Genomic DNA, 16,326 nt, shown 5'->3' with positions numbered 1-16,326 from the left:
ATCCAGCGTGAAATCATCAGATTGTTGTTATTTCCTGCGCGATGCAGGAACTGGGGCGGGTGTTACGAACCGCGGAAGTCACTCGAGGACAGCTCGAATTTCTGGCGAGACAGGCCCTAAAAGATAGTCGAGGTGAGGCCCCATGACGTCTCATTCCAGATCCCGTCGAAGCGGAAAAAAAGAAAAGTGCGTCAAACGAGGGGTCACTCGCTCAACAAACCGCACGGCTACCAGACAACCTCTGGAGAGGTCCGCCGTCAGCACTGGAAACGCAAAAGATAACGCACAGGCTGGGAAGAACCTCAAGGTAGCGGGCCTTTCTTGTTCAATCGTGTTTTGTCACCCCATTGGTCTGTCCGCTGGGGGTCCAGCCACCAGTCGCCCAACTGTGCAACGGTGCGTTGCGGGTACTTGATGTGGGGAGCGCTGTCCAGTTCGTCGGCGAGGGCGCGTGCCACCATCTCGGCTTCTTCAGCGGTCTTTTCGCCGCCTTTGAACTGCCGGGCCCCACGTGTGTCTTGGTACGCGATTCGCCAGTAGGGCTTCGACTTCGTTGGTTCGTAGAGGACGATGTCGTCACGATCGTCGAGTGTGTACTTCACGGTGGGGTCCTTTCGCTTGGGAGGGGGTTCAGGGTGAGAAGGGTTTAGGGCGTGGGATGTAGCCCTCGCCTCGTCGACCCCAATCTGTGTCCCAGCACGATTTAGGTGATCGGAAATGACTAGGTGGAAACGCCGGAAAACGAGGTTTTTGAGCGCAAAAACGAGGTTCGCGGCGCTTGGTATGTGGTGCGTAGACCGCGCAGCAGTTACCGCCTGCTCAGCGGTAGGCCGCAGGTTCGATTGCTGCACGGGGCGCAGTCTCCGCCTCACCGTTACCGCACGCAGAAGTACCGGTAGCGAACCCGCGGCAGAGTCTCACGCCAGTCCCGGCACACCACCAGGAAACGGCGAAGTACCTGTGATCACTTCGGGTGCTTCAGGGTGTGGTGTCGCTAGCCGTTGCCGGGAAGTACCGGAATTCCACTTTTCGTGCGGAATTTGAACCGTTTCGCTGGTCCGTGTCCGACAGAGTTCTTCGCCCTCACTTCGACGGTGTAAGCCGAACTGGGCTTGAGCCCCCGATCTCTGACCAGTTTGGTAAAGGTCGTGGAATACCGGTTGGTTCGGGACATTTTCAATTTCTTCGTCTGCTTGCCGTTCCAGGCCTGCCAGCTTTCGCCGCTCTTTTTGATCCGATACTGATACTTCGTGACCGGAGTGCCACCGTCATTCTTTGGTCGTTTCCAGGTCAGGGTGGCTCCATTTTGGATGAGGTCCACTCTCCGCAGTTTCCTCACCTTGCCAGGAGTGCCCAATGCGGGCGCAGGGGCAGTAACGGGGGAAGTAGTGGGAGCAGGCCCAGGTCCAGGTACAGGTGCAGGCACCGTGTCGGTTACCGGATCTGGGGTAGCGGGCTGGGCCGGCGTGAAGGGCGAACTTGGCGTGGAGGGTGAACTTGGCACGGAAGGTGCAGAGGTTCCCTGAGCGTTGGTAGCCGTCACCGTCACGGTGAAGCTGGTGCCATTGGTCAGACCGGTGATGGTGCACGAGTTGGTGGTACTGGTGCACGATGCTCCGCCTGGTGCGGCAGTTGCGGTGTAACTCGTAATAGGGGACCCGCCAGGAGACGCGGGTGCGGTCCAAGCGACAACTGCCGACCCATCGCCCGCAGCAACTGTGACGGACGTGGGAGGTCCTGGCGGGTCGGAGAGCAGTCGCGCCACGCGAGTCTCCTTACCGTCAATAGCGAGGGTGAAGAACCCACCGATGAGGTACTTACCATCGCTGAGGGCGGCGACCGAATACACATCCTGGCTGAGGGCGGGAGGACTGAAGCCAGTGTCACTACTTCCATCCGCGTTCAGGCGTGCGACTTTGTCGCAGCCACTGCAGCCAGCGTCATCGAAGTCACCACCGACGAGGTACTTGCCGTCATCGAGGGCGGCGACTGAATACACCCGCTCATCAAGGGCCGGTGGGGTGAAAGAGGTATCGATGGAGCCATCCGCGTTCACCCGCGCGACTTTGTCGCAGCCACTGCAGCCAGCGTCATTGAAGTCACCGCCGACAAGGTACTTACCGTCGCTGAGCAGTGCGATAGACGTCACTCTGGCGGAGAGATCTGGTGGAGTGAATCCGGCCGCAGGAGAACCGTTCGAGTCCACCAGTGCGAGCCGGAACCGCGGATTCGTGTTCGTGAATTCCCCGCCGATGAGATACCGATTGGCACTAACCTCCACGACTGCGGCGGCCCTTCCCGTTAACGATGTGGTGAAGGCGGAATCCAGATCGCCGTTCTCTTCCAATCTGACAACAACGTTGCGGCCTGAGCTACCAATATCTGTGAAGCGCCCGCCGATCAAATATTTGCCGCTAGCGAGCACTGCGGCTGAATAGACATCGTTGGTAAAGGCGGGAGGGGTGAAGCTGGTGTCGATGGCGCCGTTGGCGTTCAAGCGCACTAAGTGAGGGTATCCAGAAGTGCCGACATTCTCGAACTCGCCGCCGATCAAATACTGACCGTTCTTGAGAGCCACTACCGTCTTGATGGTGTCGTCGAAGTCTGGCGGATTGAAATTGTTGTCGAGACTGCCGTCGGCGTTCAACTTCGCCAGCCGACTCTGACCGCTGCCACCAGCATTGGTGAAGGCGCCGCCGATAACGTATCCGCCGTCATCCAATGAGGCCATTGAGTACACGCTGCCGTTGAGAGCAGGTGGGGTAAAGCCGGGATCCAGATCACCCGCAGCAGCAGCGGCCGATCCTGCGGTAGTTCCGGATAAGCCAGTGACAACCAGTACGGCCACGAAACAGGCGACTAGGCGCTTCATCGACTTCTCCGTGGTTGTTTGATGTCTAAACCTAACGACACCAATATCTGGCTAGGCCTCATCGTGAGGGATTCCCATCATTTCGCGCCATCCGGGGGACGGGATCCAAAGAAGACTGAGCCTGGGCATTTGTATTTCCTGGGGGTTCAGGAATGGGTATTGCGTATGTGACAGCAACTGACAAATTGTCAACCCGCAGGTTCAACTCCTGCGCAGGACGCCCGCCAGGTCTGCTAACTCGTCGCTGACTGGCGTTGTGGGTCTATCCCTCGGTGATCTCTTCCGCGCGCGACCAGCCGTCAATCTGCCCGGCGTCGATGGCAGGAAACTCCATCGTTGTCTCGGTTACTGATTCGGTCTCCCGGCGAGATGACCCACGCTCGGAGACCGTTGCAAGGTCGTCGTCGAAGGCTGGTCTCATGTCTCAACTATGCGCCATAACCGAGCAAACCGCAGACGCCGCGCGGGGGAGTGGGCATGACAATTCTCACCCTGGTGCGGACAGGGTCCGCGATCGCCTAATTCTGGCGGGCAGCGGTACTAGCCCTGAGTGACGCGACCGAAGGCGTCCTCGTACTGAGTCTCTTCCTGCGGGGTCAACTGAGTGAAGACGTACGCTTGCTCGAGCAACTCGTCGGTGGGGAAGATCCACTCGCTGTCCGCTAGTTCCTGATCGATCTTCTTCATTTCTTCCTGGGCACCTTGAACCGGGCAGACATAGTTCACCCAAGCGGCTACTTCTGCGGCGACCTTCGGGTCGTAGTAGTAGTCCATGATCGCTTCCGCACCCACCTTGTTTTGGGTAGTCGTGGGAATCACCAAGTTGTCTGACCACAGCATGCCGCCGGTATCGGGTAGGGCAAAACCGTAGCCAGGGAGTTTAGGATTGTAGTTGAGTTGGAAGATGTCACCGCTCCAGGCGATCGCCGCCCAGGCCTGCTCGTTGCGCAGATCCTGCAGGTAGCCGTTGCCCTTGACCTGCTTGATCTGCCCGGAATCCAGTTGCTCTTCGAGTACGTCCAACGCTGCCTGGAACTGTTCTTCCGTGATGGGCTGGCTGACGTCCACCCCCTGGCTGAGCATGATCAAGCCCATGGTGTCGGTCATTTCGGACAACACCACGACCTTGCCTTTGAGTTTGGGATCCCACAGATCTTCTACCGACTTCAGGCCGCCGGGAACCTTGTCTTCGTTCCAAGCCAGTCCGGTGAAGCCAGATTGCCAGGTGAGTGAGAACTTGCGGCCGGGATCCCAGTTCACATCCAGTAGTGCCGGCAGCAGATTCTTGACGTTGGGCACATTGTCGTAATCGATCTGGGCCGCGTAGCCCTTGCGTATCCACTCGCTGACCAGGGAGTCCGATGGAGTCACTAGGTCGTAGCCGATGTCTTGACCATTCTGAAGCAGCGGCTCCACCTTGCCATTGAACGAGTTGTTGTCGTCGATGTCTTCTTTGTATTCGACGTCGTAGCCGGAGACCTTCTCGAACCGTTCTAAGGTGGGGTAGCTGTTGGTCTTGCCCTTGTAATCCAGGTACTCGGTCCAGTTCGCCCAGGCCACCACACCCTCATCGGCGCGGGCCCCCATCCCGTCACCTTCCGGTGCGGCATCCTCGCCGCTGTTGCTGTCGGAACTGGTACCACAAGCAGCCAGTGCCGCTGCCGCTCCAGTGGCTCCCATGGCGGAGAGGAAACCTCGTCGGGACATGCCCTCACGAAGCAGATCGAATCTCGGATCGGTGTTTTTGCTCTCGGCCATGATGTTTCCTCCTGCTGCAAATGCTGCAAACTATCGGACGATGCGTCTTGGGGCATGAGTCTGCCAGAATCAGCCGCTTCATTCCGATCTTGTGAAAAGGCGTGGCCCGATCGTTACGGCTGCGCTAGCGAGAAGGTCAATGACAAGACTCCTAGGCACAGGCCGAGATTCAGTACGATATTGGCGACCGCAGCCCGTGGAAATCCTTCCCGGAAGGATTCCTCGGTGAGCCCGGCAAACGAACTGAAGGTCGTGAGCGCGCCACAGAATCCGGTGCCGACGAGGAGCAAGAGATCGTCGTTGAGCCGCGCAGCAGCCACTCCCAGGATTGCCGAGCCGAGGATATTGGCAGTGAGGATGCCCACCGCGACCCGGCTCGGGTGGTTGCTGATCCACCAGCGTTGCATCATGAGGTCGATCGCATACCTTCCCATCGCGCCCGCAGCCGCGCCGAGGGCGACGAGAACCCAACTCATGCGGTGACCTCTCGGCGAGCGAGATTCCAACCAAGCCGGACCGCGAGGATTCCGACCATGACGCTGATGACGGCGTAGGCCACTGCGATGGTGGGAAAGCCACCGCGGAGCAACTCGTCGAGTTCCGCTGCGAAGGTGGAAAACGTGGTCAGGCCGCCCAGGAAGCCCACGCCGACCAGTGGCGGCAGGTACGCCGGAACTTGAGCCATCCGGCTAAGCCGACCAAGAAACACCCCCATCAGCAAGGATCCGAGCATGTTGGCGATGAAGATTCCGGTGGGCCAACCGGCGCCCTCCCAGGGGAAGATCAGTTCGCCGGCATGCCGCAGTGATGCCCCCGCAGCGCCACCTAGTGCCACCAACCCCCACATGGGGAGCGGTGGAATTCTCCCTGGCTGCGACACAAGGCGACCCTAGCGCCCGCTGCTTTTTGTGAGATCGATTTCGCTGATCTGGCTTCTGTTTGGCACTCTGGTACCCGAGGAATCCGCCTACCGCTTCAGGAGTAACGGCAATGCCTAGGTACGACTACCGCTGCAATGACTGCGGCGAGCAGTTTGAAGTTGTGCAGTCCTTCGATGAACCTACGCTGACAGCCTGCCCCCACTGTGGTGAGCAGGGGCTGCGCAAACTCTTCGGCAACGTAGGTGTGGTCTTCAAAGGCTCCGGCTTCTACCGTAATGATTCGCGGGAGTCCGACAAGAAATCACCAGCGGCAACCGGCGAGAGTTCGGCGAGTAAGTCAGAGGCAGCCAGCAGTAGTGACGCTGCCGGCTCGACGAGTGACACCGCCGGCACGAAGACCGACAAGGCCACAACCAAGAGCGAAAGCCAAAAACCAGCGGCGGCCAAATCCAGCGGCAGTGCTGGGTCAAGCACGAACAGCTAGTTGCACCCGGGCGCGACCGGGCTGGTCATTGCCACGGGTTCGTGCGCGCTGACCAGCTCACGGCGGTTCCGCTGTGGACAATGATTAGCGCTCGTATTCGCCGGATGTGACCGTTGCGCCATGGCCCGAGTTTAACGATCAACATCGATCATCTTCCGCCACGGCACCACAATCAGAGTGATAGCGGCGGCTTGCCTGCTGATCGTGGGAGTGGTGAGTTGGCTGGGTTCAGAGCCGGCTACGGCAACGAAACCCGTGGCGGTGGCTGCCCGGGACATCCCTTCCGGCACATCGTTGACCGCTGCCGATGTGACCGTCGGGCAGGACAGTTTGGGATTGATCAGTGCCGAGCCCGACGTCTTGATCGGCGAAACCGTCAGGGGGCCAATAGCCGAGGGGGAACCCATCACACCAAGCCGACTCACCCCTGGGCGGTCACTGGCCGTGAAGCCAGGTCGCGTGGTCTTCCCGTTGCCGCTGCCAGACGATGGGATGGCCGGCATGTTGGTGGCCGGTGACATCGTTGACGTCGTTGTAGCGTCAGAACGACTGGCCGGGTTGGCGAGTCAACACACAGAACAGAACTCCGTCTGGACGGCTGCGACTGGCGTGGAGGTGCTCACAGTCACCGTTTCCGATTCCGACGAGGTGCTGACACCAGGAAATTCGGATTCTGCGGTCCTGCTTGATGTCACCAGCGAACAGGCAGGCGAGCTAGCTGCGATTCGTCGATCGGATCGGGTCAGCCTCACTTTGGCCGGTCGATAGTCTTTTCGAGCGCTGGCTAGGCTTGTCTTATGGAAATTGACGATCAGCCAGACGGTCAGGTGGTCCTGCTTGGTGCCACCGGCTACACCGGCCGGTTGACCGCCATGCGCATGGTGGCGCAAGGTCGCGCGCCAGTCCTAGTCGGACGGGATCAGGAAAAGTTGCAGCGGCTCGTCGAAGAGTTGCTGCCACTGGCCCCCACTGGTCGCGAACCAGATTGGGCGATTGCCGACGTCAACCAACGAGGCGACTTGCTGGGTTTGTTGCGATCGGAAGCAGATGTGTTGGTGAGCACTGTCGGTCCCTTTACCCGATTGGGTCAGGCCCCGGTGGAGGCAGCTATTGATGCCGGCGCGGCCTACCTGGACTGCACCGGCGAACCAGCTTTCGTGAAAAAGATCTTCACCGAATACGACCGTCGCGCACGGCGTACCGGCGCTCGGCTGCTGACTGCCTTCGGGTTTGATTACGTGCCCGGTAATCTCGCCGCTGGGCTCTTACTCGAACGCAGTGCGGCCAGCGCCATCGAACAAGTGGACATCGGCTATTTCGTCACTGGTAACTTCACCCCGAGCAGTGGAACGATAGCCAGCGCTACTGGGGTGGCCTTGGAATCTTCCTACACCTGGCGCGACGGCGAGTTGGCCTCAGAACGAACTGGTTCCCGCACACTGGAGTTTGAGCTAGCTGGCCGCCCGATGACGGCCGTCAGTATCGGTGGTACCGAACAGTTTGCCTTGCCGCGCAGCTACCCGCAGTTGCGTACCATCAATACCCAAGTCGGTTGGATCGGTCGCTGGTCCCGAGCCTGGTCAACTGCCGGTGCACTCGCCGGAAGCGCCATGCAAGTTCCCGGGGTGGGCTCTGCAATGGGAGCGGTGATGCGCACCGCCCTAGGTGGTGTCTCCGACACCGGACCTGCGGATCATCAACGAGCCGCTAATCGGTCACACGTGCTCGCAGTGGGACGCGACGGCGCCGGTGTCGAGATCGATCGGGTTCAAGTTGACGGGCCGGATCCCTATGACATGACCGCGGACTTGTTGGACTGGGGTGCAGCGCTGCTGCAACGACGCCAAGACCTGCCGGTCGGGGCGCTGGGGCCGATAGATGGTTTGGGGTTCGATCGGCTCCAGGCAGGTTGCTTGGCGCTGGGTATTGCTGATGTCCGTTGACCACCACCCGGTTGATGGTGCCGCTATCGATGAGTCAACGGATGTCGTTCTCAGCCCGCACCAGTGGCGGCCATTGCAGCAGCGGCATCTGCAGCGAGTAGCGCCGTGGATCCAGCCCCGACTCCAGCGGCGAAAGGCGGGACAGCGGCACCCAGTCGATGATTTTCTATTCGAGTACTACCGACTGAGCCCACGACAGTTATCAACCTGGCATCCGGGTTGGCGCTATGCGGTGGTTGGTTGCGATCAGCTCGCCGACCACTCCGGCTATCGTCGGCGTGACCAGGGATACGGGGCGGATTCGCGACTATCCGAGCGACAACTGCAGCGACTGCAACACTCGATTCGACTAATGCGGGTAACTGCTACTCGTCCAGCCGAGTTGTCCTGCTTTGGTATGCACGAGTGGGCCATGGTCTATCGCACCAATGAGATCCGTCATGCAAAGGTTCCTCTCCGGCTGTCTAGTGAGCAGATTGCAGCAGCGGTTGATGACGTAGGGCTGCGATGCACACATTTCGATGCCTACCGATTCTTCAGCGGCCCGGCACAGTCTCGTCAGCTCCAACTCACTCGGGCAGGGCAAGCGGATTGGGAACAGCCGGGTTGTATTCACGCTGGTATGGATTTGTACCGGTTCGCCTATGAGGCGCTACCACTGGTCAGTAGTGAGTTGGTGACCGATTGCTTTGAATTCGCTCGGTCAGCTCGGCAAGTGGATATGAGGTCCTCGCCGTACGACCTGACGGCCTGGGGGCTGTCGCCAATCCGGGTGGAGACCGCAACGGGACGTAGTGAGCACGCCACTGAGCAGCGGCGACTGGCGGAGCGCAGTACCGCGCTGCGGAAACGGTTGGTTGCGGAACTAGAGTCAATCCACGAATGGGTCATGTTGGGCAGCGGCACTAGCTAGGGATGCTGGGGCTGGCAGACTGGTCCCTGCGTCCTGAACCGTCGGTGCTGAGGAGGAACGATATGTGCGGCTGTCTCGTGGTGGCATTTGGTGCGATGTTTCCTCGCGTCGCACTGGTAGTGCTCTGGGTGTTCTCGGATTGGATTCAGCGGGCGTTTTCCGGTGAGTGGGTCGTGCCGCTACTGGGTCTGCTGTTCCTGCCCTTCACCACTCTTGTCTACGTTGCGCTCTTTGCCTGGACCGGCAATGTCACCGGTTTCGACTGGTTCCTGGTCGGGCTAGCTTTCCTCGGTGATATTGGTTCCTATGCGAGCGCACCCAAGGCGCGCAGGACCGCCTAGCGACACAGCGGCGGCCACTGCACTACAGTCTCGGCATGCGTGTCCTTGGCCGAATCGCCCTCGTCGTGGTCGCGATTCTGGTTGTGCTAGCGCTGATCGCTGCGGCTCTCGGATGGTGGTCGATCCGACGGTCGTTCCCGCAAACCGATGGCACGTTGCAATTAGTGGGATTGTCCGCAGACGTGGAAGTCATTCGTGATGAGCGTGGCGTTCCCAACATCTATGCAAACACGCAGACCGACCTTTTTGCGGCGCTGGGATACGTTCACGCACAGGATCGTTTCTACGAGATGGACGTTCGCCGCCACATCACCTCCGGCAGGTTGTCAGAGATGTTCGGGGACTCCCAAGTGGATACCGATGCGTTCTTGCGGCGGCTTGATTGGCGAGGAATCGCTGAGCAGGAGTACGGGCAGATTAGCGAGGACTCGCGTAGCGCGCTAGATGCATACGCCACCGGCGTGAATCAGTACCTCTCCGAAAAATCCGGCCCGGAGGTGTCGCTGGAGTACTTGATACTCGGTCTTGATAACCCGGAGTACCAGATCGAGTCGTGGGATCCGGTCGATTCGTTGGCTTGGCTGAAGGCACTGGCTTGGGATCTGAACGGGAACTACGAGAAAGAGATTTCTCGGGCGCTGAATGCAACCAAAGTGGGTGTCGACCGCGCCTTGGAGTTGTATCCGGCCTACCCCTATGACCGCAACGGCACCATTATGGGTGATGCGGCGGACAAGCAGTTGCGGAAGACGGCGCAGCAAACGTCAGCTGCGCAGGCAGCCTCATTGGACCGGCCCGGAGTAGCACCCGCGCTGCAGCGGGCTGCCGCAGTCGCAGATTCGCTGCGAGCGGTGCTCGGTCCCGCTGGCCCCGGTATTGGCTCCAACTCGTGGGTCGTGTCTGGTGAGTTCACTGAATCCGGAAAACCGCTACTCGCCAATGACCCACATCTCGCGCCGAGCCTGCCGAGCCTTTGGTACCAAGCCGGCCTGCATTGCCGTGAAGTCTCACCTGCTTGTCCGTATGACGTCACTGGCTGGAGCATGTCCGGAGTCCCGGGCATCTTTATCGGACACAACCAGAAGATCGCGTGGGGATTAACGAATCTCGGTCCAGACGTCAGCGATCTGGTCTTGGAGAAAGTTCAGGGCAAGAACTACATCGTGAATGGCCGAAAGCGCCCCATGCTGTTTCGCGACGACGAAATCAAGGTGGCGGGCGGCGCCCCAGTACCGATCACAGTACGGACCACCGCCAACGGTCCGATTGTCTCGGATCTGCCTGGGTCAACTGTCTATGGCGAGGTCGGTGAGGCTGCGCCCGTGCCTGCACCGGGTCAATTTGTGACTCCAGACAAGCAGCCACGGGGCAAGGGTTATGCGGTAGTGATGAAGTGGACGGCGCTCACACCCCGCCCCACGTTCGACGCCATCTTGGCGGTCAACCGTGCCACTAACTGGGATGAGTTCCGAGCGGCAGCCGCTAACTTGGCGGTGCCCTCCCAGAACTTGATCTACGCCGATACCGAGGGAGTGATTGGCTATCAGGCACCCGGTCAGATTCCGACCCGCACCGGCTACAACGGAAAGTGGCCGGTTCCCGGCTGGGACTCGCGTTTCAGTTGGTCGGGCTTCATCCCATTCGACGATCTCCCGACGGTCACCGACCCTGCGGCCGGCTGGGTGACCACCGCCAATCAGCAGGTGGTGAATCCGGAAACGGGTAATCCGATCAAATCTGATCCGTCTTCCTATGGGTCCCGGGCTAGTCGAATCAACGCTCGACTCGCCGCTTTGGTTGCCGATGGCGGCAAAATGTCGGCCGCTGAGATGATGTCGGTGCAGTTGGACGCCGGAAACGAACTAGCCGAGTTCTTGGTTCCGAAACTAGCTAACCTTTCGGTTTTCCCCCAGACGGAGCGGGCAGTCCTGCTGCTGCAAAAGTGGGATTTCCAGCAGGGCGTAGATTCCGCTCCAGCAGCATTCTTCAACGTGTTCTATCGCGAACTATTGCAGCGGATGTTCTACGATGAACTCGGCACCGATAACACCGGTATAAGTGCGGGTGATCGCACGTGGGAAGTTATCCGGGTGCTGTGGGATGACCCGAAAAATCCCTGGTGGGATGATGCCAACGAACCCGGCAAACAGCGTCGCAACGACACGGTGGCTGCCGCGCTCAACGCAGCTGCTGTTGAGCTGGCGGAACTTCAGGGCGAGGATTCGGCGCAGTGGCGCTGGGGTCAGTTGCTGCAGGTCGAGGCCCGCAACGCCACTTTGGGTGACAGCGGTATCGGGATAGTTGAGTCCATGTTCAACCGGGGCCCGCTACCGGTAGGTGGCGGTAGTTCCGTGCCGCTCGCCAACGGTTGGGATCCCGTCGTTGGATACGACGTCAGTTGGATTCCCTCTATGCGGCAGGTGGTTGATCTCGCAGATCTGGATGCATCCACGTGGGTCAACTTCACCGGTAATAGCGGCCATGCCTACAACCCGAACTACATAGATCAGTTTGATTCGTGGGCGGTAGGCGACCAATATCCATGGCCCTTCACGCCAGACGCGGTCCGCAACGCTGGGCAAGACACGCTGGTGCTGTCACCCAGGTCCGGCGACTAGCGCTAGCGGCTAGTCCGCTAGGGGTAGTGGGCGAAGGCCGGATTCAGTAAGGACCGCGTCCACCGGCTGGTCGTGTGGCTCGGCCGGAAGGCCAATCAGTTCCTCATCTCGACAGACGCCAACTGCCAGGATGCTGGCCTGCTCTCGGATGTCGGCGAGGAGACGGTCGTAGTAGCCCGCGCCGTAGCCGAGCCGATTCCCAGAGATCGGATCGACGGCCAGGGCCGGAGCTAGCAACAAGTGAACGCCCAGTTTTGTCACAACCTGTGCCCCAGTTGCGGCGGTAGCGCCAACGGGCCGCGGGATTCCGATCAGATCGCCGATCAACTGCGACTGATCGGCCGCCAGCCACTCCAGGGCAGTTTCGGTCGGGCGAGGAAGAAAGATCGCGGTGCGAGCGGCTAGTGACCGTAGCAGCGGGCTGACGTCGGGTTCCCGGTTGGTGGGCTGAAAGCCGGCAATTGGACCTAACGTCAACGTGAGCAGTTGATCAGCACAACCGAGCATCGCCACACTTCGCTGCTGATTCGTCTGCGTCGGTTCCCGCTGCCGTTGCTGCAGCAGGTGCTGTCGCAGCACGGACTTTCTCGAGGGCACCACCCCACCAGCATGTATCACTCGACGCAGCGTCACATCTGCAACATCTACGTTCCTGCTCGCGTAGTGTCAGGAACATGGATCAGGTGCGCAAAGCGGTCATTCCCGTGGCTGGGCTCGGAACTCGTTTCCTTCCGGCGACCAAGTCGGTTCCCAAGGAGATGTTGCCAGTAGTCGATCGTCCCGCGATCGACTATGTCGTTCGAGAAGCAGCATCTGCCGGGTTGGCGGACGTTCTCTTCATCGCTGGTCGAGGCAAAAACGCTATCGAAGACTATTTTGATCGAGCAGTCGAACTGGAGCAGGTGCTGGCTGACAAGGGCGATACCGAGCGATTGCAGTTGATTGACGAGGTCACGTCGCTGGCTCGGATCCATTCGGTTCGACAGGGAGCAGCATTGGGGCTCGGTCATGCAGTGGGAATGGCTGCCGAACATGTCGGCAACGAGCCGTTCGCGGTACTCCTGGGCGATGACTTGATCGATGGCCGAGATCCCGTCCTGCAGCAGATGATCGACGTTCGCAATGAATATGGCGGTTCGGTGATCTGTTTGATGGAGGTCCCGCCGGAGAGTATTTCACTTTACGGGGCAGCGGCAGTGCGAGCCACCGACACCAACGATGTTGTGGATGTCACCGATCTTGTCGAAAAGCCACCAGTCAATGAGGCCCCCAGCAACCTGGCCATCATCGGCCGGTACGTACTAGACCCGGCAGTCTTCTCGGTGCTGCAAGAAACTGAGCCTGGCCGTGGCGGGGAAATCCAACTCACCGACGCCTTGCGGACGCTGATCTCAGTGCCTGCCGTGGGCGGTGGTGGCGTCCGCGGCGTGGTCTTTCGAGGCCGCAGGTACGACACCGGGGACAAGCAGTCCTACTTGCGCGCCGTGGTGACTTTGGCGCTGCAGGATCCTCAGCTAGGGCCGGATTTCCGGCCCTGGCTGCTGGAGTTGCTCGGTGGCCGACCGGACGATGTGTAGAAGGCGAGTCAACGGTGAGCCTTGGTGACCATCTCGCGAGTTTGTTGGGCGGCCTCTCCGTCCTGGAACCGCTCGATGTGGCATTGCCCGGCGCACTGGGCGCTCATCTAGCCGCCGATGTGACCGCACCGCGCCCCATGCCTCACTACGCGATGTGTCAATTCTCCGGTTATGCAGTGCGCAGCTCGGAAGTGACGGTTGGGTCGAACCTGCAGGTGGTGGGGCAGGCCCAAGCCGGCGATAGCGTCACTCAACCGGTCTACGCTGGCGTTTGTGTCGCGGTGCAACCCGGCGCACCGCTGCCCAGCGGTGCTGATGCGGTGGTGCCCGCGGTTGAATTGGTGCCTACCGGCGGAACTGCAGCGTTACCGCAGCAGGTAGCCGCTGGCTACGGCGTGCTGGCTGCTGGTTCCGAGGCGGCCGCAGGTGCGGTGCTGTTGTCCGCTGGCAGGCGCATCGACTCTCGGGCAGTGGGTTTGCTCGCCTCCGCCGGAATTTCGCGGGTCGCGGTGCGGCCGCCGCCGCGAGTTGTGGTGGCGTCGGTGGGAAATGGTCTGGCCGGGCTGCGGGACGACGTTGAGGCCGGGAAGGTGTTCGACGCAGCGGGTCCGATACTGCAAGCGGTGGCGACCGAGGCTGGGGCGATGGCTTCTCGCGTGGGACCAATCCCTTCAGTGCAGCGCAATATTAGTGAGGTACTGGAAGATCAACTGGTGCGGGCCGATCTGCTCGTCGTGTGCGGTGGCAGTGAACCGGGCGACCAGGAAGTTCGCCGATTTCTGAGCACCGCTGGACGATTGGTTTTCGATGAAGGATCCACCAGTTTGGGGCCGTTTGGTCATGGCTCGCTGGGAGAGGACCGGGTTCCAGTATTGGCATTGCCCGCGAATGCAGTGCGGGCGGCCATGCTCTTCGCGGTGCTCGCAGATCCGATGATGCGAGTGATGCAGGGGATGCCGCCGCAGCAGCCACTCACACTGGCATTGGGGGCGGAAGTTCCCCGCCACGAGCAAGTGACGGCGTTGCTACTTGCCCGCATAGGAGCTGATGGCCTCGCACAGCCCTTGCTGAGCACTCCCACCCCAGCGGGCTACGCCGGAGCCGACGCCATCATCCGAATACTCCCCGGTGCCGGTGTCATGCCGGTCGGGAGTCGGATTCCGGCGCTGCGGATTGGGGGTGGCCGCGATTAGGATTCCCTGGCCACTCACCCTCAGCGAGGGTCAGTTGGTCCTGCGACCGTTGCACCGTCGGGACCTGCGCCAGTGGCAGCAACTGCGTCGGAGCAACGTTGATTGGCTACGGGAGTGGGAGGCAACTCTGCCCGCACCTGATCCGACGGTGCCGACCAGTTATCGAGCCATGATCCGCAGCCACGCTCATGACGCTCGCGATGGTCGCTCGCTGTCGTTGGCGATGGCGTTGCCTGGTCAGCTCATCGGGCAAATAACTCTGGGCGGGCTATCGTGGGGATCATTACGGGCCGGCCATATTGGCTATTGGATCGGCAAACCTTGGGCCGGCCGGGGTCTAACCCCGCTAGCCGTTGCCCTGATCTGTGACTATGCCTTCACCTCGCTGCAACTTCACCGGATCGAAATCAATGTGCGCCCGGAGAACCACTCCTCGCTCGCTGTCGTCCGTAAGTTGGGATTTCGGTATGAAGGCGTCCGGAAGGCCTATCTGCATATCAATGGTGAGTGGCGGGATCACCTGACATACGTCATGATGGCCGAGGAGCGGCCGCTCGCCGGAATCGTGGCCCAGTTGAGTAGCCATGGCACTATCGAAACCCCGGCCGACTCCGAGTAACATCCTGCTGCGAAATCCGCGACACGACTTCGCGGTAGCGGACTTGCCGCGTGCGTCCGCCTACAGTAGAGCCTGTGACCGGCCTCATCTATGTGATCCTCATCGCAGTGTGGGCTGTCATCTTAGTTCCCCGGTTCCTGCGTCATCATGACGAGAGTCGGCGTCAGCGGGAGTCGGAGCGGTTAGAAGCAGCTCTCTCCCCGCAACTCGAGGCTGATGAGCCCAGCGGTCGCGCGTCGTCGTGGAGCGAGTATCTGTTGTCGCTCACCAACTTGGACCGGCATCGATGGATCGGTCAAGTACGCACCCCGCAGTCACCTGCTGCCCGCCGCCGCCGTTCGATATTGCTGGCCCTTGCCGCCAGTTCTGGCGTCACCATACTGGGAGCGGCCGTGGGCGTGCTGCCCGGCTTTGTGGCGCTGCTGTTTGCGGCGTTGCTGGCGGGTTACCTGGCAGCCATGTTCTCGCAACTACGGCGGCTGGAGAGTCGGACAGCCACATCGACGGCCGATCCCGCGTCCGCCAGCGCCGAGGTTCCCTACAGCCGCACAGAACAGTCCACCTCCCGCTCTAGCGACGGTGTCCGAGTGGTCAGCGCGGCAGCGGATGAAGAAGACTCCAGCTGGTCACCACGCGAAACGACGCTGCCGACTTATGTCAACAAGCCCAAGGCCTCTCGGGTGCCCCGGCGGATTGATCTCACCCGACAAGGCTGGACCGGAGCGGGCATGGTCGAGGCTGCCAAGATGCACCAGGCATCGCCTGAACTGGATGAGCAGTTCGATCGCGAATTCTCGGTGGTAGCACCAGACGAAGACCAAGAGGTGGCCGACTACGCCTATCCGGAAGCAGATGACGAAGGCTTCTACCGGCGTGCGGCCAACGAGTAGTTTCATTCTTCCGCGAGACCGTTGGTACTCTTGCTGACGCAAGGGGCTGTGGCGCAGTTGGTAGCGCGTCTCGTTCGCAATGAGAAGGTCAGGGGTTCGAATCCCCTCAGCTCCACCATGTCCTGTGCACTGCCAACAACTGAACGATCGCGGACATCGTCGGTGAGTGACAATCGCCGGCTGATCACCCCGGCTTTGCGTGCGTGTCCTCGCTTCGACACCAAGATCTGGCAGATA

General features: G+C 60.6%; 17 protein-coding genes and 2 tRNA genes. 12 read left to right on the top strand and 7 right to left on the bottom strand.

The genetic code is table 11. From position 1 onward, the window contains the following. Positions 1-302: 302 nt before the first annotated feature. Complete coding sequence (locus K0U62_08555; GenBank protein MCH9801562.1) at positions 303-602, bottom strand: hypothetical protein; 300 nt, start codon at positions 600-602, stop codon at positions 303-305. 172 nt (positions 603-774) lie between these two features. Between K0U62_08555 and K0U62_08550 the strand changes: the two genes are divergently transcribed. Continuing rightward, positions 775-859 (top strand) — tRNA-Ser (locus K0U62_08550). Positions 860-994: 135 nt separating this feature from the next. Here the strand turns inward: K0U62_08550 and K0U62_08545 are convergent. The 5 genes from K0U62_08545 to crcB form a co-directional block, all read right to left on the bottom strand. Continuing rightward, on the bottom strand, positions 995-2,872 hold the full coding sequence (locus tag K0U62_08545; protein ID MCH9801561.1) for a fibronectin type III domain-containing protein: 1,878 nt from the start codon (positions 2,870-2,872) through the stop codon (positions 995-997). A gap of 262 nt (positions 2,873-3,134) precedes the next feature. Then, positions 3,135-3,293 (bottom strand): hypothetical protein, encoded by a 159-nt coding sequence (locus K0U62_08540; GenBank protein ID MCH9801560.1) that lies wholly within the window; start codon positions 3,291-3,293, stop codon positions 3,135-3,137. Between the two features lie 119 nt (positions 3,294-3,412). Further along, complete coding sequence (locus tag K0U62_08535; GenBank protein ID MCH9801559.1) at positions 3,413-4,630, bottom strand: spermidine/putrescine ABC transporter substrate-binding protein; 1,218 nt, start codon at positions 4,628-4,630, stop codon at positions 3,413-3,415. Between the two features lie 113 nt (positions 4,631-4,743). Next, a complete protein-coding gene (locus K0U62_08530) occupies positions 4,744-5,106 on the bottom strand; it encodes a CrcB family protein (GenBank protein MCH9801558.1) in 363 nt (120 codons plus the stop codon). Then, positions 5,103-5,510 (bottom strand): fluoride efflux transporter CrcB, encoded by a 408-nt coding sequence (crcB, locus tag K0U62_08525; GenBank protein ID MCH9801557.1) that lies wholly within the window; start codon positions 5,508-5,510, stop codon positions 5,103-5,105. Before crcB ends, K0U62_08530 begins: the two co-directional genes overlap by 4 nt. A 110-nt stretch (positions 5,511-5,620) precedes the next feature. Here crcB and K0U62_08520 point away from each other — a divergent pair, with 110 nt between their 5' ends. From K0U62_08520 to K0U62_08495, 6 genes are all read left to right on the top strand, one after another. Then, positions 5,621-5,995: an FmdB family transcriptional regulator gene (locus K0U62_08520; GenBank protein ID MCH9801556.1), complete on the top strand. Its 375-nt coding sequence runs from the start codon at positions 5,621-5,623 to the stop codon at positions 5,993-5,995. Between the two features lie 177 nt (positions 5,996-6,172). After that, a complete protein-coding gene (locus K0U62_08515; GenBank protein ID MCH9801555.1) occupies positions 6,173-6,763 on the top strand; it encodes a hypothetical protein in 591 nt (196 codons plus the stop codon). Between the two features lie 29 nt (positions 6,764-6,792). Continuing rightward, positions 6,793-7,938 carry a saccharopine dehydrogenase NADP-binding domain-containing protein gene (locus K0U62_08510; protein ID MCH9801554.1) on the top strand — a complete coding sequence of 382 codons (1,146 nt, stop codon included), beginning with the start codon at positions 6,793-6,795 and terminating at the stop codon, positions 7,936-7,938. Next, positions 7,928-8,851, top strand: a complete 924-nt coding sequence (locus K0U62_08505; GenBank protein MCH9801553.1) for a 3-methyladenine DNA glycosylase — start codon at positions 7,928-7,930, stop codon at positions 8,849-8,851. Before K0U62_08510 ends, K0U62_08505 begins: the two co-directional genes overlap by 11 nt. A 62-nt stretch (positions 8,852-8,913) precedes the next feature. Next, positions 8,914-9,192: a hypothetical protein gene (locus K0U62_08500; protein ID MCH9801552.1), complete on the top strand. Its 279-nt coding sequence runs from the start codon at positions 8,914-8,916 to the stop codon at positions 9,190-9,192. 35 nt (positions 9,193-9,227) lie between these two features. Next, entirely contained in the window at positions 9,228-11,810 is a 2,583-nt protein-coding gene (locus tag K0U62_08495) for a penicillin acylase family protein (protein ID MCH9801551.1), read from the top strand. A gap of 9 nt (positions 11,811-11,819) precedes the next feature. Here K0U62_08495 and K0U62_08490 read toward each other — a convergent pair whose 3' ends face one another. Next, on the bottom strand, positions 11,820-12,407 hold the full coding sequence (locus K0U62_08490) for a 5-formyltetrahydrofolate cyclo-ligase (GenBank protein MCH9801550.1): 588 nt from the start codon (positions 12,405-12,407) through the stop codon (positions 11,820-11,822). Positions 12,408-12,484: 77 nt separating this feature from the next. On the opposite strand from K0U62_08490, the gene K0U62_08485 reads away from it, so the two are divergent. The 5 genes from K0U62_08485 to K0U62_08465 all read left to right on the top strand — a co-directional run bounded on the left by K0U62_08485 (position 12,485) and on the right by K0U62_08465 (position 16,207). Continuing rightward, positions 12,485-13,387, top strand: coding sequence for a UTP--glucose-1-phosphate uridylyltransferase (locus K0U62_08485; GenBank protein ID MCH9801549.1), 903 nt, complete (start codon positions 12,485-12,487; stop codon positions 13,385-13,387). Between the two features lie 14 nt (positions 13,388-13,401). Then, positions 13,402-14,580 (top strand): molybdopterin molybdenumtransferase MoeA, encoded by a 1,179-nt coding sequence (locus tag K0U62_08480; protein MCH9801548.1) that lies wholly within the window; start codon positions 13,402-13,404, stop codon positions 14,578-14,580. Then, complete coding sequence (locus tag K0U62_08475) at positions 14,576-15,199, top strand: GNAT family N-acetyltransferase (protein ID MCH9801547.1); 624 nt, start codon at positions 14,576-14,578, stop codon at positions 15,197-15,199. The genes K0U62_08480 and K0U62_08475 overlap by 5 nt, the downstream gene beginning before the upstream one ends. A 74-nt stretch (positions 15,200-15,273) precedes the next feature. Next, a complete protein-coding gene (locus K0U62_08470; GenBank protein ID MCH9801546.1) occupies positions 15,274-16,089 on the top strand; it encodes a hypothetical protein in 816 nt (271 codons plus the stop codon). Between the two features lie 42 nt (positions 16,090-16,131). Next, positions 16,132-16,207 (top strand) — tRNA-Ala (locus K0U62_08465). Positions 16,208-16,326 lie beyond the last annotated feature (119 nt).

It is taken from the genome of Actinomycetes bacterium (genome assembly GCA_022599915.1).
GTDB lineage: Bacteria > Actinomycetota > Actinomycetes > S36-B12.
The sequence above is the reverse complement of the archived record's forward strand: the minus strand, read 5'-3'. Positions and strand labels throughout refer to the sequence as shown.